The sequence below is a fragment of the Actinomadura sp. 3N508 genome, from assembly GCF_044326375.1.
Lineage (GTDB): Bacteria > Actinomycetota > Actinomycetes > Streptosporangiales > Streptosporangiaceae > Spirillospora.
Window position 1 is genome coordinate 374,668 of sequence record NZ_JBIRAX010000002.1, and the last position, 19,023, is coordinate 393,690.

The window sequence follows — 19,023 nt, forward strand, 5'->3', positions numbered from 1 at the left end:
TCGGGAAACGCCGCGCGTCAATGAAACCGTGCTCGCCCGGGAATTGCACCCCTCCCGAACAATGCACAGAAAGCGATCACACGAATCCGTGACGTCTCGTCCGGTGGGCCTCGGTTTCGTGTCCTGGTGGCGGGTGTGCCGACGAAGCTTTTGTGAGGGGGCGCATATCCCCCGAATCCGCTAGTCGGGGCGTCAGGAGGCAGCTTGGCTTTCGGTCGTGACGGTGTGCTGGAACAGGGGGCTCTCGATGATGCGGTGGTCGTGGCTTGGGATCACTTCGCAGTTGAGGCCACCGACGAACTCGAAGGTCTCGTAGCAGTCGAAGAGGTTGGTGTGGATGGTCGGCGCGACGCTCTTTCGCCAGTCCTCCGGGTTCCAGTTCTCGTAGACGCCCATCGCGTCGCCGGCGAGCAGGTAGCGGCCGGATTCGGATTCGATTAGCACGCCCTGGGACCCGGGTGTGTGGCCCGGCAGCGGGACAACGGTGACGCCCGGGCAGATCTGCTGTTCGCGGGATATCGCCTCGATGCGGTCCCAGGCCGACATCCACGGTGCCTGGAGGCCCGGTAGTTTCTCGTACGCGCGCTCGTGCAGCGGCAGCGGGTTCATCGCGTATTCGAGTTCGCGCCGGTGCACCAGGATGTGGGCGTTCTTGAACAGGTTGTTGTTCGAGCAGTGGTCCCAGTGCAGGTGCGTGTTGACGACGTAGTCGACGTCATCGGGGTCGAAGCCGCATTCGCGTAGTGCGGTCTCGGGCAGTTCCTCGGGGGTGCGGACGAACGCGTACGGGTGGTGCCGCCGGACGTATTCGGGGTCCAAAGTCCCGGTGTCGACGACGATGCGCGTGCCGTTGGCCTCGATCACGAACATGAACATGTGAATGTCGATGGTCGTGTTGCTCGCCGAGCCGTAGACGGCGGCGGCCAGGGGGACGTCCTTCGACCGTCCGACGCGTATCGGGGTGACGGTGATGCTCATCGTTCCTCCATCAGCACGTCGACGCCCAGGTCGCGGGCTACCTGGCGCAGGTCGGCGATGGTCCGTTCGGGAAGGAGCAGGCCCTGTTCGGTGTTCCGCGTTTCGGCGAGGGTTTCCAGTTCGCCGGGGTAGCGCACTTCTTCCGCACCCGGCCTGGACCCGGATTTTAGTTCCGCGACCAGAGCCTGCATGCGCTCCTCGAACTCTTGCACGGGGGTGAAGGCTGCAATGTTAAGGGCCAGGTAGAGGTGCCCTGACCGGCCCGGCAGTTCCGATTGGTAGGGACCGCTGACGCCCGAGCCGAAACCGCTTCCGCTCAGGACGCCCGAGAGGACGTCCATCATCACCGAGATGCCGTATCCCTTGTGGGCCGCCATGGGCAGGACGGTCCCGAGGAGGGCTTGTTCCGGGTTCCGGGTGGGTGTTCCGTCTGCGCTGACCGCCCAGCCGTCCGGGATCTCCTCGCCCCTGTTCCGGGCCAAGTAGATCTTTCCTCGGGCTACGGCGGTGTTGGCGATGTCCAGCACCATTTGGTTGTCGGCGTCTACGGGGGCCGCTACCGACCACGGGTTGCTGCCGACGAGTTTCCCGCGGCCGTCCCAGGGGGCCATCGCGGGGCTCGAATTCGTCGTCAGGATGCCGATGCAACCGCGTGGCGGCGCCATTCTGGTGAAGTACGCGGCGGTTCCGAAATGGTTGGAGTTCCGGACGGAGACGGCACCGATCCCGTGCTTCAGGGCCCGGTCGATGGCCTCTTCGGCGGCGCGGGCCGTGATCACCTGGCCGACGCCGTCGTGCCCGTCGAGGGTCGCGACGGCGCCGTGGTCGGTGACCAGCTCGGTTTTCGTCTCGCCCGACATCACTCCTGATCGGATGCGGTCGACGTACCAGCCCACGCGCAGCACGCCGTGTGACTGGTGTCCCCACAGGTCGGCCTGGACGAGGCTGTCCGCGACCAGCCGTGCGTCGTCGGGGGGCACGCCGGACGCGGTGAATATGCGGGTGGCGGCGTCCCGCAGTTCGGCGGCGGAAACTCGGACGGTCGACATTGGGCTGCCCTATTTCGATCCGCCGGCGGGCTCCATCAGGATCAGGCGCTCTTCCGTCATGTCCCGGATGGCGTAGCGGGGGCCCTCGGTGCCGTAGCCGCTGTCCTTGACGCCGCCGTACGGCATCAGGTCCGCGCGGGTGCTCGACGTCGAGTTGATCACGACGCCGCCCATGCGGAGGGTCTTGGCGGCGGTAAGGGCGGTGTCGAGGTCGCGGGTGAAGATGCCCGCCTGGAGTCCGTACGGGGTGTCGTTCACCTTGTCGATCACGGCCTCCAGGTCGTTGAAGGGGACGACGGAGACGACGGGCGCGAACGCCTCCTCGCAGAGCAGGCGCGCGTCCGGGGCTACGTCGACCAGGATCGTCGGGGTCATCACCGGGCCCTGCCGGTCGCCGCCGGTCACGATCCGGGCGCCCTGGTCGACGGCGGCGTGCACCCATTCCTCGGCACGCTTCGCCGCCGCCTCACTGATCATCGGGCCGATGTCGGTTGATGGGTCCTCCGGGTCCCCCAGGACGAGCTTCGATGCGGCGGCAGATAGTTCGTCCAGGAATTCGTCCAGGATGTCCGCGTGGATGTAGAGGCGCTGTACGGATGTGCACACCTGGCCTGATTTGCGGAACGCGCCGCGTGCGCATTGCTGGGCGGCGGAGAGGACGTCGGCGTCCTGGCAGACGATTGTCGCGGACACGTTGCCGCATTCCATCGTCGCGCGGCGCATGCCGAGCCGTGCGGAGATCGCCTTTCCGGCGGCGGTGCTGCCGGTGAAGGTGATGAAGTCGACGCGCTCGTCGTCCACCAGGGCCTGTCCGACCGGGTCGCCCGGGCCGAGCACCAAGCCGATCAGGCCCGGTGGCAGGCCCGCGTCCAGCAGCATCCGGCAGAGCGCGGCGGCGGCGATCGGCGTGAACGGCGACGGCTTGACGATCACCGCGTTCCCGGCCGCCAGCGCCGGTCCGACCTTGTGGGCGACGGTGTTCAGCGGCGAGTTGAACGGCGTGATCGCGCCGACCACGCCGACCGGTGTGCGGATCGTGAACGCGAGGCGGTGCGCGAACCCGGGCGCGGCCTGGATCGGGACGACCTCGCCGTCGATCCGCTTCGCCTCCTCGGCGGACGTCAGCATGGTCTGCACGGCGCGGTCGGTGTCGCCCAGGCAGTCCTTGATGCTGAAACCGGACTCGCGGGCCACGTCTAGGGCCAGTTCCTCGCGGTTCGCCGCTATCTGGTCGGCGACCCCGCGCAGGATCTCGTAGCGCTGCAGGGGGTTCAGGGGGGTGCGGCTCGCGGCGCGGGCGACGGTCACGGCGTTGGTCACCATGGCGGGCGTCGCGTCGTACGACGTCGCGAGCGGTGCGCCGGTGAACTTGTGGTGCACCGTGCGTTCGTGGTCGCTGCGCAGCCATTCCCCGTTGATCAGGTTCTCGACCGTGGGTAGCTCCGTCATCATTCTCCTTGAAGTGTGGGGACCCCGCCTTCAGGCGTGGGGGGAAACGCGGCCCGGTGCCACAGGAATGCGAACATGTGTGCGACGATCGGCCACGCTCCGGGTATGATTCATGACATGGCGCAGTCGGTGAAGCGGGCTTACAAGTACCGCTTCTATCCGACCCCCGACCAGGCCGCAGAGCTCGCCCGGACCTTCGGCTGTGTGCGCCTGGTCTACAACAAGGCGCTGGCCGAACGCTCTCGCGTCTACATGAAGGAAGGCCGGAAGGTCTCCTACGCGCAGACGTCCGCGTTGCTGACGGCGTGGAAGAGGACGCCGGAGCTGGCGTTTCTGGGCGAGGTGTCCTCGGTCCCGTTGCAGCAGGCCCTGCGGCACCTGCAAACGGGGTTTGCCAACTTCTTCGCCAAGCGCGCCGGGTACCCGACGTTCAAGTCCCGCAAGAAGTCCCGGCAGTCGGCGGAGTACACCCGGTCGGCGTTCCGCTGGCGGGACGGGACACTGACACTGGCGAAGATGGACGGGCCGCTGCGCATCGTGTGGTCGCGTCCGTTGCCGCCAGGCGCCGACCCGTCCACCGTCACGGTAAGCCTGGATGCCGCCGGACGCTGGTTCGTGTCCATCCTGGTGCAGGAGACGCTCAACCCGCTGCCGCCCGCCCGGCAGGTGGTGGGCGTGGATGCGGGGATCACGTCGCTGGTGGCCCTGTCCACCGGGGAGAAGGTCACCAACCCCCGGCACGAGCGGCGCGACCGGCGCAGGCTGGCCAAAGCCCAGCAGGCCCTGTCCCGCAAGGCGAAGGGGTCGAAGAACCGAGACAAGGCCCGCCTCAGGGTCGGCCGGGTGCACGCCCGGATCACCGACCGCAGGCGGGACTTCCTGCACAAGCTCACCACTCGGCTCGTCCGCGAGAACCAAACGGTCGTGCTCGAGGACCTCACCGTCACCAACATGCTCGGCAACCATGCGCTGGCCCGCGCGATCTCCGATGCCGCCTGGCGCCAGATGCGCGGCATGCTGAAGTACAAGACCGCCTGGTACGGCCGCGAACTCCTCGTGATCGACCGGTGGTTCCCCAGCTCGAAGCTGTGCAGCGGGTGCGGAGCCCGGCGGGCTGCGATGCCGCTGGATGTCCGGTCCTGGCAGTGCGCCTGCGGCGTGACGCATGACCGGGATGTGAACGCGGCCCGCAACATCCTCGCGGCCGGGCTGGCCGAGAGATGAAACGCCTGTGGAGCCGGTGTAAGACCCCAAGGGCGCAAGCCCGGCGGGCGACTGGCGGCGAAGCAGGAAACCCGACCCGCGAGGGCCGGAACCCCCCGGCTTCAGCCGTGAGGAGGAAGTCAAGCCTGCTGTCCTCTCGTCTCGTAGGCGCGGCCCGCTCTGAGCACGCGGGCGTCCTGGTGGCGGGGACCCACCAGCTGGAGTCCGGCCGGAAGCCCGGCGGAACGCGTGCGGCCGCACGGCACGCTCAGCGCCGGTTGCCTGGTCATGTTGAAGGGGTAGGTGTACGGCGTCCACGACGCCCAGACCTGCGACTGTTCGGGGGTCGGGCCGTTCTGGCCTGCGGCGAACGCCACGCATGGGACGGTCGGAGTGGCCAGCAGGTCGTAGGTGTTGTGGAAGCGCGCCATTCGTAGGCCTAGGTCGGCGCAGACGGCTAGCGCGTCCAGGTATTCGACGGCGGTTATGGCGCGGCCCTTTTCCGCGTACTCGAGGAGGGCCGGGTCTACACGGGTCAGGTCGTCTGGGGCGTAGGGGTTTAGCGTGCGGGCTACTCCGGCACACCAGAGTGTTTGGAATGCCTCTACGGGGTCGTCGAAGATCGGCTCGATTTCTGTGACGTGTGCGCCCAGGTCGGCTAGGGCGTCGATCGCGTTGGCCACGAGTGACGCCACTTCCGGGTCGTTGGTTCCGTAGCCGAGGTCGGGCGAATAGCCGATGGTCAGGCCCTTGATGCCCGCTTCTATGTCGTCCGTGAATGAGCCGGACGTGGCGGGCAGCGCGGCCCAGTCTCGGGGATCGGGGCGGCCGATCACGTCGAGCATGATGGCGGCGTCGAGGACGGTGCGGGTGATCGGTCCGCGATGCGAGAGGTGGCCGTTGCTGCCTGGGGGGTATGTCGCGATCAGGTCGCCTGTTGGTTTGAAGCCGACCGTTCCCGTGAAGGACGCCGGGACCCGGACGGACCCGCCGCCGTCCGTGCCCACCGACCACGTGCCCATCCCGGCCGCGACCGCCGCCGCCGAGCCGCCGCTGGAACCGCCGGGCGTCAATGCCGGGTCCAGCGGGTTTCTGGTAATTCCGAAACGGTCGGAGTCGGTGACGCCTTTCCAGCCGAACTCGGGTGTTGTGGTCTTGCCGATGAGGACGGCGCCCGCTTCGCGCAGCCTGGCGACGCTGGGCGAGTCCTCCGGCCACGGGCCCGCGGCGTCCGCCAGCCAGGTGCCGCGCAGGGTCGGCCAGCCGCGGGTTCGTTCGAGGTCCTTGACCGATGTGGGGACGCCATCGGCCGGGCCGCGCTGCGTGCCGGTCGACCAGCGGGCCTCCGATTCGGCGGCCGACTGGAGCGCGGCATCCGCGTCCACCAGGACGAACGCGTTCAGCTCGGCGTCGCGTTCCTCGATGGCGGCGAGCGCGGCGCGGGTCGCCTCTACCGGCGACGTGTCGCGCCGCGCGTACGCCTCGGCCAGTTCCGCGGCGGTCAATCCGGCGAGATCCGACACGGTGGCCTCTACGCCGCCGGCTCGAAGTCCGAGGCGTCGATTTCGAATTCGGTGAGCGCGGCGACCTCGTCGGTGGTGAATCCCGGCGCAACGTATTCGAGCTTGAACACGTCGCCGACGCGGCGCAGTACGCACAGGTCGGTGACGACGATGTTGACGCAGTTCAGCCCGGTCAGCGGGTACTCGCAGGAATTGACGAGCTTCGGGTTCCCCTTGGAGTCGCAGTGCATCATCAGCACGATCACGTTGACGTCGCCCGCGACCAGGTCCATCGCGCCGCCGATGCCGCCGCCGACCATGTTCGGGGTGCTCCAGTTGGCGAGGTTGGCGTCGGCGTCCACCTGGAACGCCCCCAGCGCGACGTAATCGACCTTGCCGCCGCGCACCATCTCGAAGGACGTCACGCTCTCGAAGAACGACGCGCCCTTCTCCAGGTGCACGTACTGGCCGCCCGCGTTGTAGATCTCGGGGTTGTAGTCTTCGCGGGACGCGATCGTCCCGTAGCCGAGCACGCCGTTCTCCGAATGCAGGACGATGTCGCGCCCCGAAATGTAATCCGAGATCAGCGTCGGGATTCCGAGGCCAAGGTTCATGTAGCTGCCGCTCGGCACTAGCCCGGCCGCGACCTCCGCCATCTGCTTGCGGGTCAGCGCCTGCTTGCCGTTGTAGGTGCGGGCGCTGTCGGCGCCACGGCCCTCCCGCACCACCGGGAAGTCGTGTGGGACGTCGACCGTCTTGCGGACGACGCGGCTCACGAAAATGCCGGGGAGACCGATTCGCTCGGGGTCCAGTTCGCCTTCGACGATCTCGTCCACCTCGGCGATCGTTATTTCGGCGCCCTTGGCGAAGGCGGGCATGAAATTGCGTCCCACGCCGTCGAACTCCAGGTTGCCGAAGCGGTCTGCGCGGGCGGCGCGGATGAACGCGTAGTCGACCTTCAGCCCCATTTCCAGAACGTGCTCAACACCGTCGATCACGCGGGTTTCCTTGCCGTCCGCGACCGCCGTGCCGACGGCGGTGCGGGTGAAGAACGCGCCGATCCCGGCGCCGCCCGCGCGGAGCCGCTCGACGAGCGTGCCCTGCGGCACCAGCTCGACCTCGATCTCGCCCGCCGCGATCTGCTTCTCGGCCGCCGACGTCGCCTCCCCCGCCCGCGCCGAGAACGACACGATCAAACGGTTGACCTGCCGGTTCTCCACGAGTGTGATCGAACGGTAGGGGCCCTCGCCGAGCGAGTTGGCGACCAGGCAGAGCTGCCGGGCGCCCTGCTCCCGGAGCGCGACGGTGAGGCTCGTCGGGAAACTGTGCGTCTTGCCGAAACCCGCGATCGACACGCTCGCGCCGTCCGGGACGTCGGCGACGGCCGCCAGCGGAGACTCGTACACCTTGTTGATGGTCATGCCTGTCCCTTTTCCTCTGCGCTCTGCACCGGACGGAAGCGAGGCAGCGCGCTGCCGTTCCCGGTGTCCTCGAACACCACTTCCACCGCGTCCCCGATGGCGACCTTCGTGACGTCGCAGTCGACGATGTTGGTCATCACGCGGGGCCCTTCCTCCAGCTCCACATATGCGAGGACGTACGGCGTCACGCCCTTCCACGCGCCCCCGGCCCGGTGGACGACGCTGTAGGAGTAGACGGAGCCGCGCCCGCTGAACTCCTCCCACCGCGTGTTCGAGCCGTGGCAGAACGGGCAGATCGGCCGCGGGTACCAGATCGCCGACCCGCAGTCGTCGCAGCGGCGGCCGAGGAACGTGCCCTCGGTGGTCGCCTTCCAGAACTCCGCGGTGTCCGGGGTGGTCACCGGCGGCGTCGCGGGCAGCACCGGGCTCCGTACCTCGCTCATTCGCCGTCCCTTCCGAGAATCATGGTGGCGCTGCGCATCCGGGTGCCCAGGTCGCCGCCGTTGCCGTGCACCAGGGCGATCTCGCAGTCGGGGACCTGCGTGCCCTGGTTCGCCTCGCCCCGCAGCTGCCGCACCGCCTCGATGGTCTTGGTGATCCCGCCGCGGTGTCCCGGATGGTTGTTGCTCAGCCCGCCGCCGTCGGTGTTGAACGGGAGTTTGCCGTGCGGGGCGACGAGCGTCCCGTCCATGACGAAGCGGCCGCCCTCGCCCTTCGCGCAGAAGCCGAGGTCCTCCAGGATCTCCAGGACGGTGATCGTGAAGCTGTCGTAGATCGACACGTAGTCGACGTCCTGCGGTGTCACCCCTGCTTGCTCGAACGCTCGCGGGCCCGACCACACCGCGCTCGTGTAAGTCAGGTCGACCCTGCCGCCGTTGGTCAGCTTCGCCGCCTCGCCCTGGCCCATGATCTTCACCGCCTGCCGGTCGAGGGTGCGGGCCACCTCGCGGCTGACGACGACCACGGCGCCGCCGCCGTCCGTCACCACGCAGCAGTCGGCGCGGTGCAGCGGGTCGGCGACCATCGGCGAGTTGACGACGTCATCGACCGTCAGCACCTTCTGCAGGAACGCGTTCGGGTTGTGGGACGCGTGCTTCGACGCCGCCACCTTGATCTCGGCGAGCTGCTCGCTCGTCGTGCCGAACTCGTACATGTGGCGCCGGGCCGCGAGTGCGTAGGTGCTCACCAGGCCTGCGCCGGTGTAGATCGCGGTCTCGAAGTCGTCCTCCGGGCGGGCCGGGCCGCCGCCGCCCGGCTGGATGCCCGTCCGCGGCTTCCCGGCCAGCGTGATCAGCGCGACGCTGCACTTCCCGGCCGCGATCGCCGCCGCCGCGTGCGACACGTGGTAGATCGGCGAGGCGCCGCCGCTCTCCGTCGAGTCCATGTAGGTGAGGTTGCGCAGGCCCAGGTACTCGGCCATCGTGACCCAGCCGCCGCCGTATCCGGGCGCGTCGTGGCCGCAGAAATAGCCGTCTACGTCGTCGAGGGTCAGGCCCGCGTCCGCTAGCGCACCGATCGCCACTTCGGCGTGGATCTGCGCCAGCGACTTGTCCGGCAGCTCGCGGCCCGGATGCTCGTAGGCGCCGATGATGACGGCGGCATCGTTGGCGTTGAACATTTTCATCCGGCCTTTCCGTGGAGGCATGAACTGGGACGGCCTATCAAGGATGAAAATTGTTCATTCACAGTGATCCTCCCGGACGCGGGGACGGGAATTCGGCGGGGCGCGGGGCGGGCACGTCGCCGAGGCCCGGCAGAAGGCCGTTTCGTATCTCGATGTCGTGCTGACCCAGGCTCGGGGCCGGGCGGGGCTGCGGCGGCTCGTAGCCGAACAGCCGCAGCGGGAAGCCCTTCTGGCGGCGTGGTTCGTCGAGGAAGACCCGGCGGCGCCGGAAATGCGGATCTTCGGCGCGTTCGCGGGCGGACTGGACCGGCGCGGACGGTACGCCGGCCCTGGTCAGCTCGCGGACGCACGCATCCTTCGGGCGCCGCCGGGTCCAGGCACTGATCGCGGCGTCGACCTCCCGGTGGTTCTCCTCCCACCAGCGGGCCGGTTCGCCCGCCATTCGGTCCGCGCCGATGAGGGCCGCGAGTGCGGCACGTTCGGTGTCCGTGCGGCAGGCGATGGCGACCCACTGGTCGTCGCCGTCGCACCGGTACACGTCGTGCGGGGTGCTGCCGGGGCGCCGGTTGCCGGACGGCCCCGGAACGGTCCCGGTGTCGAGATGCTCGATGATGCGGTCGGCGAGCGTCCAGCTGACGAGCTCGCGCTGCGACACGTCCAGGTACGTCCCACGCAGGTCCTGGGCCGCGCAGTACGCGATCAGCCCGGCGCCGAACAGCGAGACGATCTGGTCGGGGTAGTTGATGTCGGCCGACGACCACATCGGGCGCTCCCCCGCATACCCCGTGACCGACGCGAGGCCGGACAGCAGGTCGAGGCTGGAGCCGTAGGAGCGGGTGCCCGACTCGGGGCCCGACTGCCCCTGGCTGGACAGCGACAGGTAGATCAGCCGCGGGTTGACCTCGATCAGCGTCGGGAAGTCGATGCCGAGGCGGCGCGTGACGCCGACGGTGAAGTTCTCGATCAGCGCGTCGGAGCGGGCGACGAGCCGCCGCATCTCCGCCCGCCCGGCCTCGGTCTTCAGGTCGAGCGTGACGCCCAGCTTGCCCGCGTTGTTCGACTCGAAGAGTGGAGACTCCTCCATGACCTCGGCGTCGCCGGCGCCGGGCACGGGCCACACGCGGAACGCGTCCGGGCGGTCCCGCGTCTCGATCTTGATGACGGTGGCGCCGTAGTCGGCGAGGAGCCGCCCGGTGGCGGCCCCGGCCGTGATGGTGCCAAGGTCGAGGACGACGAACCCTTCGAGCGGGGCCGTCCGGCCCGCGCCGTCCGCCGGGCGCGGGGCGGCGGGTGGGGTGTCGGGCTCGGTGCCGTCGCCGGTCAGGGACGGTGGGGGGCCGAAGCGCCAGGGGAGGCCGGCGACCGGGGCCAGCCTTGCGGCGCCGCCGTCCGAGATGAACGATCTCGCCTGGTACTGCGGGTCGGCGGCCAGGTCGGCCAGGTCGGCGCCGTAGCCGAACGGCAGGCCGAGGCGTTGCGCGGCGTGGTAGATCTCGCGCTTGGTGCGCTGCGCGGCCCACCGCTCGACGGCCGGCCACCAGGAGTCGACCAGCTCGAAGCGCGCCTTGTCGCCGCGCAGCCGCGGGTCTTCGAGTGCGGGGTCGCCGACTAGCGTGACGACGCTGTCCCACTGCTCGGGCTGGAAGATGAACCCGATCCAGCCGTCGGCGGCCTCGACCGTCCGCCAGCGTCCGATGCTCGTGCCCGTCCGGACGGGGATCTGGCCCGTCTCGGTGTAGACGATGTCGCTCTTCCAGTCGATGTACGCGGCGACGTCGCAGAGCGCGACGTCCACGACATCGCCGGACGGGCGGCGGAGCGCGAGCATCGCCCCGTAGAAGGCCACGAACGCGGCGGCGTGCGCCACCTGCTCGCCGCCGAGGCTCAGCGGGCGCCGGTCCGGCTCGCCGACCATCGTCGCCAGGCCGCCGTAGCACTCGGCGAGCAGGCTGTCGCCGTGGACGTCGGAGCGCGGGTCGGTGACGCCGTAGGGCGTGATCGCGACGATGACCAGCCCCGGATATGCGGCGCGCAGGCCGGCCGGGGACAGCCCGGTCTCCGCCGACCTGCGCGGGCCGACGTCGGTGATCAGGACGTCGGCCGCCGCGAGCAGCTCCGTCAGGCGGTCGCGGCCCTCGGGGGTGGACGGGTCAAGCCGAACGCTCCGCTTGTCGGCGTTCAGCGCGGCGAAGGTGTAGCTGAGGCCGTCGGCGTCGACCGGCTCGCGGGTGCGGAGCGGGTCGCCGCCGGGCGGTTCGCATTTGGTCACGGTGTGGCCGAGGCCGGCGAACAACCGCCCGCCGACCTGGGCGGCCACGCCATCGGCGAGCTCGACCACGCGGAGCACCCTGCCGGTCCGCGCGCCTCCCCCGCCGGCGGCGACGGCGTCTGGACGGTTCATCGCGCGCCGTCGCCGGTCCGGCCGACGGCCATCCGGTGCGTCGCATGGCGGTCGTCGAGCACGTCGGTGCGTGCCGCGATCTGGTGCCGGACGTCCTCGCCGTATTCGAGGGCCTTCGTCCAGTCCGAGATGTACATGGGGATCTCGTGGAGGGCGCGCTTCGCGCAGGTCAGCGTCACCGCGTTGTGCCGGGCGACGCGCCGGGCGAGGTCGAGCGCGGTGGACTGGAGCTCGGCGGCCGGGACGGCGGCGTTCACCAGCCCCCATTCCGCGGCCGTCGCGCCGGTGATCCGGTCGGCGGTCAGCACCATCCAGGCCGCACGCTTCGCCCCGAGCCGGAGCTGCGTGGACGGGCCCGCGAGCCCCGGGTACAGGCCGAAGCCGACCTCGGGCATCCCGATCGGGGCGTCCTCGGCGGCGACGGCCAGATCGCTCGAATTGATGAGGGTGAGGCCGCCGCCGAGCGCGAACCCGTTGACGGCGGCGATGACGATCGCCGAGTGCTGCCGGATGCGTTCCTGGACGGTGAGCCAGCTCGTGCGCCGTCCCGGGCCGCGCCGGTCGGCGTCGATCTCCTCGTCCGCGGACTCCTTGAGGTCGACGCCCGCGCAGAAGGCCGGTCCGGCGCCGGTGAGGATGATCACCTTGACGGCGCCGTCGCCGTCGCAACGGTCCAGGACGTCCAGCAGCGCCGCTCGCGCGGCCCGGCTCATCGCGTTTCGCTTCTCGGGACGGTTCAGCGTGATGCGCGCGACGCCGTCGGACAGATCCTCGTACCGGACGAGATCGTGGTCAGCGATCGGATCCATGGGAGTTCACCCTCACTTCCCTGCGGCAACGCCGGTGCTGAACTGTGGAATGACCCGCCCGCCGGGACTCGGCCGGAACACCGCGTGAACCGGCTGGTCGAGGCGCAATTCTTCGGCCGCCTCGCCGGACGGTTCGTCGGCCAACACGCTGATCACCAGCGGGCCCTCGGCCAGGCGCACATAGACGAGCCGATAGGGAAGCTCGTCGGCGAAGGCGGCAAAGTACTTCTGGTGCATCGTGCACCACGACCAGATGGTTCCGGCTCCGCTCACTGCCTCCCAGGTGGCCGAGCTGGAAAGGCACTTTGGGCAGACGGGTGCGTCCGGGAAGCGGTAGCGCCCGCAGTCCGCGCATTTCTGGAGGCGGAGCTCGCCGGCTTCACAGCCGTCCCAGAACGGCTTGTTGCGCGAGGTGATGTCCGGCAAGAGTTTCGCGTAGGCCGCGACGTCCATCGGCTAGCCCCCTTCTAGTCGGCCACGAAGATGTGCGAGGTCACGATGGGCGATACGCACATGTACTGCACTGTGTTGCAGTTCGCGACCTGCCGTTCACCGGCCTCGCCGCGCACCTGCCGCACCGCTTCCACATGGAGCGCGAACCCCTGCATGTAGCTCTCGCTCGTATGGCCGCCCGAGGTGTTCAGCGGACAATTACCGCCGAGCTCGATCTGGCCGTCCCGGATCCATTCCCAGGCGCCGCCGCGAGGCGCGTAACCGAACCCCTCCAGCGTGAAGAGAATGGTCGGGAGGAAGTTGTCGTACACCTGCATGCAGTCGATCTGATCCCGGCCGATTCCCGTCTCCCGGTAGAGCTGGTCGGCGACGGCGGCGCTCGTCTCGAAGTAGAAGTCGGGGCTGATGTAGCTGCGGCTCAGCTCGGCCCGGCCCGCCGTGCCCGCCACCCGGACGGGCTTCTTCCGCAGGTCACGGGCCCGTTCGGTGGACGTCACGATGAACGCGACGGCACCGTCGTTGATGATGCAGTAGTCGAGTTTGCGCAGCGGTTCGGCGATGTACCGCGACGAGAGGTACTCGTCGCGGTCGATCTCCTTCTGGAACACCGCGATCGGATTGCGGGCCCCGTTCGCGCGGTTGTTGATGGCGAGCGGAGCCAGCGCGTCGTCCGGCGCCCCGTACATGGCGCGGTACCGCTGGTACATCATCGACACGTAGGCGCCCGTGGACGTCATTCCGTACATGGCGTCGTAGGCGCCCGCCGGATCGGCGTCCCCGCCGCCGTATTTCGTGCCCGCCGTTCTGCCGTTCGTCGCGTACACGCAGGCGACCATGTCCGCCATGCCCGAGCGGACGAGGGCGCATGCCTCCTGAAGGGCGACGCCGCTCATGCGGCCGGTGCCCTCCAGGTCATGGACGAATCCGGGGCCGGTGAGCCCGACCGTTTCTCCGAACTGGCCGTACTTGATGTTGATGCAGAGGAGTCCGTCGATGTCCTGCTGAGTGGCGCCGCAGTCGTCCAGTGCATCTCTGAACGCTTCTGCCGCGAGTTCGTACGCATCGTTTGGCTGGCTCTTGTCCGCGTACAGCCGCCGGAAGTCCGACGACCCGACGCCTACGATTGCCACATCCTTCATGGCCATGGCGATATCACCCTCGTGCTCGTGCCGACGGGGTCCTAGGTGGCCTTGGTGGCCACCGATACTTCTCTTTGCTTCTCTTTGCTTCTCTTTACTTCGGGTGCTTCTTCTCGAGGATTTCCACAGCTTCAAGGGCCGCCTTCGCGGCCGCCCGGACATGGCGGTGTGCCGCCTCGGCCGCGCGCTCGGGCGAGCGGGCGGCGATCGCCTCGGCGAGTTCGAGGTACTCCCGCGCGGACGCCTCGTGCCGGCCGGGAATGGTCACCGAAAGGCTGCGCAGCGCGTGGATACGCGTGTGCAGGGGCTCCAGCATCGATTTCAGCAGCGAGTTGCGGGCGCCGGCGAGGAGCAGTTCGTCGAACTCGTATATGGCCTGGAGGCGCTGGTCTCCGGTCTCGCGCGGCTGGACCTTCTCCACGAGCGCGGCGACCTCTTCGTCCGTCGCGCGCAGCACGAACAGCTCCGCCGCGGCGGGCTCCAGCGCGTCGCGCACCTCGTAGATCTCCCGGACCTCGTCACTGCCGAGCCTGGCGACGCGGACGCCGCGGCTCGGCGACGGCTCCACGAGCCCCAGGGTCTGCAAGTGCCGCATGGCCTCCCGCACGGACGTCCGGCTCACGCCGGTAAGTTCGACGAGTTCGCGCTCGGTGAGCTGACGACCGGGAGGGAGCAGGCCCGCGGCGATCGCGTCGCGAATCCGCCGCACGACCATCTCCGGTACGGACTCGGCGGGGCGGTCGATCGTCAGGTCGAGCTTCGGGTCGGTCACGGCAGTCCTTTGCTTTTGTCTGACGTACTACAGATTACGTCTGCCAGTATATGTAGGTCAATGTGGATCACGTCACGGGCGACGCGTCCACATGGCGCCATCGCGACCCTCATGGCGCCGCCGCGACACGGGTCGGCGCGAGATCGTGCAGCGGCGAGCCCGCCAAGGTGGGGCCGCTCGTCTGCAGATGGCACGCGACCTCCCCGCCGCCCTCGACGGCGGTGTGCTCGGGCATCTGCCGCCTGCAGACGTCCATGACGAACCTGCACCGCGTCTGGAACGGGCACCCCACCGGCGGCTTCGCCGGGTCCGGGAGATCCCCCTCCAGGACGATCCGCTCCGACTCCCGGCGCGGGTCGGGGATCGCCGACAGCAGCGCCTGGGTGTACGGATGCGCCGGCGCGCCGTACACCCGCTCCGCCGGGCCGGTCTCCACGATCCGGCCGAGGTACATGACCCCGACCCGGTGCGAGATGTGCCGGACGATCGCCAGGTCGTGCGCGATGAAAAGGTACGTCAGCCGGAACTCCGACCGCAGCCGCTCCAGCAGGTTGATGACCTGGTTCTGGGTGGAGACGTCCAGCGCGGACACGGCCTCGTCGCACACGACGAAGCGCGGGTTCAGCGCGATCGCCCGCGCGATCGCGAGCCGCTGCCGCTGCCCGCCGGAGAACTCGTAGGGATACCGGTCGGCGTAGCTCGCGCGGAGACCGACCATCTCGATCAGCTCGTGCACCCGGCCGCGCGCCGCCTTCGCCGACAGCTTCTCGTGGACGACGAGCGGCTCGGCGATGCTCGCCGCCACCGTGGACGACGGATCCAGCGACGAGTACGGGTCCTGGAACACCATCTGCATGCTCCGCCGCGCCTTGCGCAGAGCACTGCCGTGCAGGGACGTGACGTCGTGCCCGGCCACCCTGATGGACCCGCTCACCGCCGGCACCAGCTTCAGCAGCGCCCGCCCGGTCGTCGACTTCCCCGACCCCGACTCGCCGACCAGCCCGAACGTCTCGCCCTCGTCGATGTGGAAGGTGACGTCGTTGACCGCGCGCACCTGCCGCGCCGCCGCCAGCGTCCGCCTCTTCCGGAACACGACGCTGACATCGCGGACGTCCACGAGCGGCCCGCCCGCAGGCGACCCGTCCGTGGGCGACCCGTCCGCGGGCGCGGCGCCCGGCTCGGCCACGGGCCCCGACTCCGAGGGGCCGACCTTCTTGATGCTCATGGGGAACCCACCAAACGCAACTGCTCGGTTCGGCAGCAGCGGGCGCTGCGGCCTGCCTCGACGATCCGGAGCGCGGGCGGCGCGGCCACGCATTCGTCGCTCGTGTACCCGCACCTGGGACTGAACCTGCAGCCCTCCGGCATCCGCCAGGGCTCCGGGGTGCGGCCGGGGATCGTCGGCAGCTCCTCCCCGCGAACCCCGAGATGCGGCATGGCGCTCAGCAGCCCCGCCGTGTACGGATGCTTCGGCGCGTTGTAGAGGTCGAGCGCCGCCGCGGTCTCCACGACCTCGCCCGCGTACATCACGACGACCCGGTCGGCCAGCTCGACGACCAGCCCGAGGTCATGGGTGATGAAGAGGATGCCGCAGCCGGTCTCGTCGCGCAGCCGCGAGAGCAGCGCGACGATCTGCGCCTGGACGGTCACGTCGAGCGCGGTGGCGGGCTCGTCCGCGATCAGCAGCTTCGGCTCGCAGGCCAGCGCCATCGCGATCATCGCCCGCTGCCGCATCCCGCCGGAGAACTCGTGCGGGTAATCCTTGACGCGGCTGCCCGCGTCCGGGATCCCGACCAGGTCGAGCATCTCCGCCGCGCGGGCGAACGCGGCGCGGCGCGACCCGCCCTTGTGCCGCCGGTACACCTCGGCGATCTGGTCGCCGATGGTGAACGCCGGGTTCAGGCTCGTCATCGGCTCCTGGAAGATCATCGAGATCTCGTTGCCGCGGATGTCGCGCAGCGCCCGCGCGGGCATGCCGATCAGGTCCGTGCCCTGGTAGAGCACCCGGCCGGACGGGGTGCGCGCGTACCCGTCCGGGAGCAGCCGCAGCACCGACAGGCTCGTGACGCTCTTGCCCGACCCGGACTCGCCGACCAGGCCCACGATCTCGCCGGGCCCGACGTCGAAGGACACGCCCGCGACGACGTTCGTCCACCCGCGATCGGTCAGGAAGTCGACGTGCAGATCCTCGATCTGCAACAGCTGGTCGCCGTCCTTCTTCTTCTCCATCGTCATCAGGCCTTGCCTTTCTGGGGGACGACCCCCAGACCCCCGGGGGGAAGGCCTGAAGATCCTCGCTTCGCTCCGGTCATCAGGCCTTCCTCGTTTCCCGGCCGAAGGCGTCGCGAAGGCCGTCGCCGACGAGGTTGAAGCACAGCGTCGCGATCGCGATCGCGATCCCGGGGTAGACGGCGAGCGACGGCTGGCTGCGCATCTCCTGGAACGCCTGGCCGAGCATGCTGCCCCAGCTCGCCGTCGGCGGCAGCGCGCCGAGGCCCAGCAGGCTGACCGTCACCTCGGCCAGCAGCGCGGACGCGAGCAGGAACGACAGCTGGACGAGCGTCGCCGGCAGGATGTTCGGCAGCACCCGCCGCCGCAGGATCATCAGGCTCGGCGTCCCGATGCTGGTCGACGCCTCGATGTAGACCTCGCGCCGGACCTCGATCGTGCTGCCGCGCACCACCCGGTACATGCGCGGCGCGTACACGATCCCCAGCGACACCATCGCGGTGGTGAGCCCCGGCCCGACCGCCGCGATGATCGCGATGGTCAGGACGATCGCGGGGAACGACATCAGCACGTCCGCGGCCCGGTCCAGCAGCCAGTCGACGATCCCGCCGAAGAAGCCGCCGATGAGCCCGAGCGGCAGGCCGATGACCGTCGCGATCAGCACGGCGAGCCCGGCCGCCGCGAGCGACACGCGCCCGCCGTACATGAGGCGGCTCAGCGTGTCGCGTCCCAGCGCGTCGGTGCCGAGCCAGTGTTCCCCGGTCGGCCCGGCCAGCCGGTCGCTGATGTTGACCTCCGCCTGCCCGTAGGGGGCGATGAGCGGGGCCGCCGCGGTCACGAGGATGATCAGGAGCAGCAGCCCGCCGCCGATGACGGCCGACTTGTTGGCGCGGAACCGGCGCAGGGTGGCGCGGCTGCGGGAGACGTGCTCGACGAGATCGGCGCCGTCCTCGCCCGGCACGGTGACCAGTGCCGTGGCCGATGCGGTGTCCGATGCGGTGGCCGCCTTGTGGAGGTCGACGCTGTCACTTTGACTCATGACACCTTGACCTTCGGGTTGAAGTAGCCGTACGACAGGTCGACCGCGAGGTTGACCAGCATGATCAGCACGGCGGTGATCAGCAGGATGCCCTGCACCATCGGGAAGTCCCGGGAGAACACCGAGAAGTACGCGAGCTTCCCGACGCCGGGCAGCGCGAACAGCTGCTCGATGACGACGGTCGCCCCGATCAGCCGGTTCGCCTCGACGCCGAACGCCGTGACCACGGGGACGGCGGCGTTCTTCATCACGTGCTTGACCGCCACCCGCCGTGGATGGAGGCCCTTGGCCTTGGCCGTCCGGATGTAGTCCTCCTGCATCACCGAGGTCACCGCCGCGCGGGTCTGCCTTGCGACGACGGCGGTCGGGACGGTCGCCAGCGAGACGGCCGGGAGGAGCAGATGGCTGAACCAGTCCAGCGGGCTCTCGGCGAACGGCACGTAGCCGACGGCCGGCAGCGCCCGCATCTGGATCGCGAAGACCAGCACGAGCATCATGCCGACCCAGAAGTACGGCAGCGCCATGAACGCGCTGGCGGTGACGGTCGAGATCCGGTCGACCCAGCTGCCCGGGCGCAGGCCCGCGGCCAGGCCGAGCGCCAGCCCCGCCACGGCCGCGATGAGCAGCGTCAGGACGACCAGCGACAGCGTCACCGGGAACCCGGCCGCGACCGCCGACCAGACGCTCTGGTCGTCGACGAACGAGTTGCCCAGGTCGCCGTGCAGGACGTCGGTCAGCCAGTTCCAGTACTGGATCAGGAACGGCTCGTCCAGGCCGAGCTCCTCGCGGATCGCCTGGATCCGCTCGGGCGTCGGGTTGCTCCCGGCCAGCGCCACCTCCGGGCCGCCCGGCACCAGCGCGATCAGGCTGTAGATCAGGAAGCTGACGATGACCAGCAACGGGATCATCGCCAGGAGTCGCACGCACAGCAGCCGCAGCACGCCGATCCTCCGTT

16 protein-coding genes and 1 pseudogene are annotated in these 19,023 nt (G+C 69.5%); 1 reads left to right on the top strand and 16 read right to left on the bottom strand.

Features of this window, described 5'->3' with window-relative positions; translation table 11 throughout:
• Positions 1–192: 192 nt before the first annotated feature.
• From ACH34S_RS08040 to ACH34S_RS08050, 3 genes are read right to left on the bottom strand one after another with little or no spacing between them, the layout of a single operon-like run.
• Positions 193–978 carry an N-acyl homoserine lactonase family protein gene (locus ACH34S_RS08040; protein WP_395951806.1) on the bottom strand — a complete coding sequence of 262 codons (786 nt, stop codon included), beginning with the start codon at positions 976–978 and terminating at the stop codon, positions 193–195.
• Complete coding sequence (locus tag ACH34S_RS08045) at positions 975–2,027, bottom strand: Ldh family oxidoreductase (RefSeq protein WP_395951807.1); 1,053 nt, start codon at positions 2,025–2,027, stop codon at positions 975–977. Before ACH34S_RS08045 ends, ACH34S_RS08040 begins: the two co-directional genes overlap by 4 nt.
• Positions 2,028–2,036: 9 nt before the next feature.
• On the bottom strand, positions 2,037–3,476 hold the full coding sequence (locus ACH34S_RS08050; RefSeq protein ID WP_395951808.1) for an aldehyde dehydrogenase family protein: 1,440 nt from the start codon (positions 3,474–3,476) through the stop codon (positions 2,037–2,039).
• 117 nt (positions 3,477–3,593) lie between these two features.
• On the opposite strand from ACH34S_RS08050, the pseudogene ACH34S_RS08055 reads away from it, so the two are divergent.
• Positions 3,594–4,811 (top strand): annotated as a pseudogene (locus ACH34S_RS08055) (RNA-guided endonuclease InsQ/TnpB family protein).
• 8 nt (positions 4,812–4,819) lie between these two features.
• On the opposite strand, the gene ACH34S_RS08060 reads toward ACH34S_RS08055, so the two are convergent.
• From ACH34S_RS08060 to ACH34S_RS08120, 13 genes are all read right to left on the bottom strand, one after another.
• Complete coding sequence (locus ACH34S_RS08060; RefSeq protein WP_395951809.1) at positions 4,820–6,202, bottom strand: amidase; 1,383 nt, start codon at positions 6,200–6,202, stop codon at positions 4,820–4,822.
• A gap of 8 nt (positions 6,203–6,210) precedes the next feature.
• A complete protein-coding gene (locus ACH34S_RS08065; RefSeq protein ID WP_395951810.1) occupies positions 6,211–7,602 on the bottom strand; it encodes a 3-oxoacid CoA-transferase in 1,392 nt (463 codons plus the stop codon).
• Entirely contained in the window at positions 7,599–8,045 is a 447-nt protein-coding gene (locus ACH34S_RS08070) for a Zn-ribbon domain-containing OB-fold protein (protein ID WP_395951811.1), read from the bottom strand. Before ACH34S_RS08070 ends, ACH34S_RS08065 begins: the two co-directional genes overlap by 4 nt.
• The gene (locus ACH34S_RS08075) at positions 8,042–9,226 is read right to left on the bottom strand and encodes a thiolase domain-containing protein (protein ID WP_395951812.1); all 1,185 of its coding nucleotides are present in this window, start codon (positions 9,224–9,226) and stop codon (positions 8,042–8,044) included. Before ACH34S_RS08075 ends, ACH34S_RS08070 begins: the two co-directional genes overlap by 4 nt.
• 58 nt (positions 9,227–9,284) lie before the next feature.
• On the bottom strand, positions 9,285–11,627 hold the full coding sequence (locus tag ACH34S_RS08080; RefSeq protein ID WP_395951813.1) for a CoA transferase: 2,343 nt from the start codon (positions 11,625–11,627) through the stop codon (positions 9,285–9,287).
• A complete protein-coding gene (locus ACH34S_RS08085; protein WP_395951814.1) occupies positions 11,624–12,436 on the bottom strand; it encodes an enoyl-CoA hydratase/isomerase family protein in 813 nt (270 codons plus the stop codon). The genes ACH34S_RS08080 and ACH34S_RS08085 overlap by 4 nt, the downstream gene beginning before the upstream one ends.
• Positions 12,437–12,448: 12 nt before the next feature.
• Positions 12,449–12,889, bottom strand: coding sequence for a Zn-ribbon domain-containing OB-fold protein (locus ACH34S_RS08090; RefSeq protein WP_395951815.1), 441 nt, complete (start codon positions 12,887–12,889; stop codon positions 12,449–12,451).
• Between the two features lie 14 nt (positions 12,890–12,903).
• Positions 12,904–14,028, bottom strand: a complete 1,125-nt coding sequence (locus ACH34S_RS08095) for a thiolase family protein (RefSeq protein WP_395951816.1) — start codon at positions 14,026–14,028, stop codon at positions 12,904–12,906.
• Between the two features lie 94 nt (positions 14,029–14,122).
• Positions 14,123–14,800 (bottom strand): GntR family transcriptional regulator, encoded by a 678-nt coding sequence (locus ACH34S_RS08100; protein WP_395951817.1) that lies wholly within the window; start codon positions 14,798–14,800, stop codon positions 14,123–14,125.
• Positions 14,801–14,909: 109 nt separating this feature from the next.
• Positions 14,910–16,025, bottom strand: coding sequence for an ABC transporter ATP-binding protein (locus ACH34S_RS08105; RefSeq protein ID WP_395951818.1), 1,116 nt, complete (start codon positions 16,023–16,025; stop codon positions 14,910–14,912).
• Entirely contained in the window at positions 16,022–17,035 is a 1,014-nt protein-coding gene (locus ACH34S_RS08110) for an ABC transporter ATP-binding protein (protein WP_395951819.1), read from the bottom strand. The genes ACH34S_RS08105 and ACH34S_RS08110 overlap by 4 nt, the downstream gene beginning before the upstream one ends.
• A gap of 76 nt (positions 17,036–17,111) precedes the next feature.
• Positions 17,112–18,068, bottom strand: a complete 957-nt coding sequence (locus tag ACH34S_RS08115; protein WP_395951820.1) for an ABC transporter permease — start codon at positions 18,066–18,068, stop codon at positions 17,112–17,114.
• Positions 18,065–19,009 carry an ABC transporter permease gene (locus ACH34S_RS08120; protein WP_395951822.1) on the bottom strand — a complete coding sequence of 315 codons (945 nt, stop codon included), beginning with the start codon at positions 19,007–19,009 and terminating at the stop codon, positions 18,065–18,067. Before ACH34S_RS08120 ends, ACH34S_RS08115 begins: the two co-directional genes overlap by 4 nt.
• Positions 19,010–19,023 lie beyond the last annotated feature (14 nt).

Excerpts from the sequence above, each read along its gene's own strand:
- ACH34S_RS08040 (WP_395951806.1), bottom strand. The coding sequence starts at position 978 with ATGAGCATCACCGTCACCCCGATACGCGTCGGACGGTCGAAGGACGTC.
- ACH34S_RS08115 (WP_395951820.1), bottom strand. The coding sequence starts at position 18,068 with ATGAGTCAAAGTGACAGCGTCGACCTCCACAAGGCGGCCACCGCATCG.
- ACH34S_RS08085 (WP_395951814.1), bottom strand. The coding sequence starts at position 12,436 with ATGGATCCGATCGCTGACCACGATCTCGTCCGGTACGAGGATCTGTCC.
- ACH34S_RS08065 (WP_395951810.1), bottom strand. The coding sequence starts at position 7,602 with ATGACCATCAACAAGGTGTACGAGTCTCCGCTGGCGGCCGTCGCCGAC.
- ACH34S_RS08075 (WP_395951812.1), bottom strand. The coding sequence starts at position 9,226 with ATGAAAATGTTCAACGCCAACGATGCCGCCGTCATCATCGGCGCCTAC.
- ACH34S_RS08050 (WP_395951808.1), bottom strand. The coding sequence starts at position 3,476 with ATGACGGAGCTACCCACGGTCGAGAACCTGATCAACGGGGAATGGCTG.
- ACH34S_RS08045 (WP_395951807.1), bottom strand. The coding sequence starts at position 2,027 with ATGTCGACCGTCCGAGTTTCCGCCGCCGAACTGCGGGACGCCGCCACC.
- ACH34S_RS08090 (WP_395951815.1), bottom strand. The coding sequence starts at position 12,889 with ATGGACGTCGCGGCCTACGCGAAACTCTTGCCGGACATCACCTCGCGC.
- ACH34S_RS08080 (WP_395951813.1), bottom strand. The coding sequence starts at position 11,627 with ATGAACCGTCCAGACGCCGTCGCCGCCGGCGGGGGAGGCGCGCGGACC.
- ACH34S_RS08095 (WP_395951816.1), bottom strand. The coding sequence starts at position 14,028 with ATGAAGGATGTGGCAATCGTAGGCGTCGGGTCGTCGGACTTCCGGCGG.
- ACH34S_RS08110 (WP_395951819.1), bottom strand. The coding sequence starts at position 17,035 with ATGACGATGGAGAAGAAGAAGGACGGCGACCAGCTGTTGCAGATCGAG.
- ACH34S_RS08070 (WP_395951811.1), bottom strand. The coding sequence starts at position 8,045 with ATGAGCGAGGTACGGAGCCCGGTGCTGCCCGCGACGCCGCCGGTGACC.
- ACH34S_RS08105 (WP_395951818.1), bottom strand. The coding sequence starts at position 16,025 with ATGAGCATCAAGAAGGTCGGCCCCTCGGAGTCGGGGCCCGTGGCCGAG.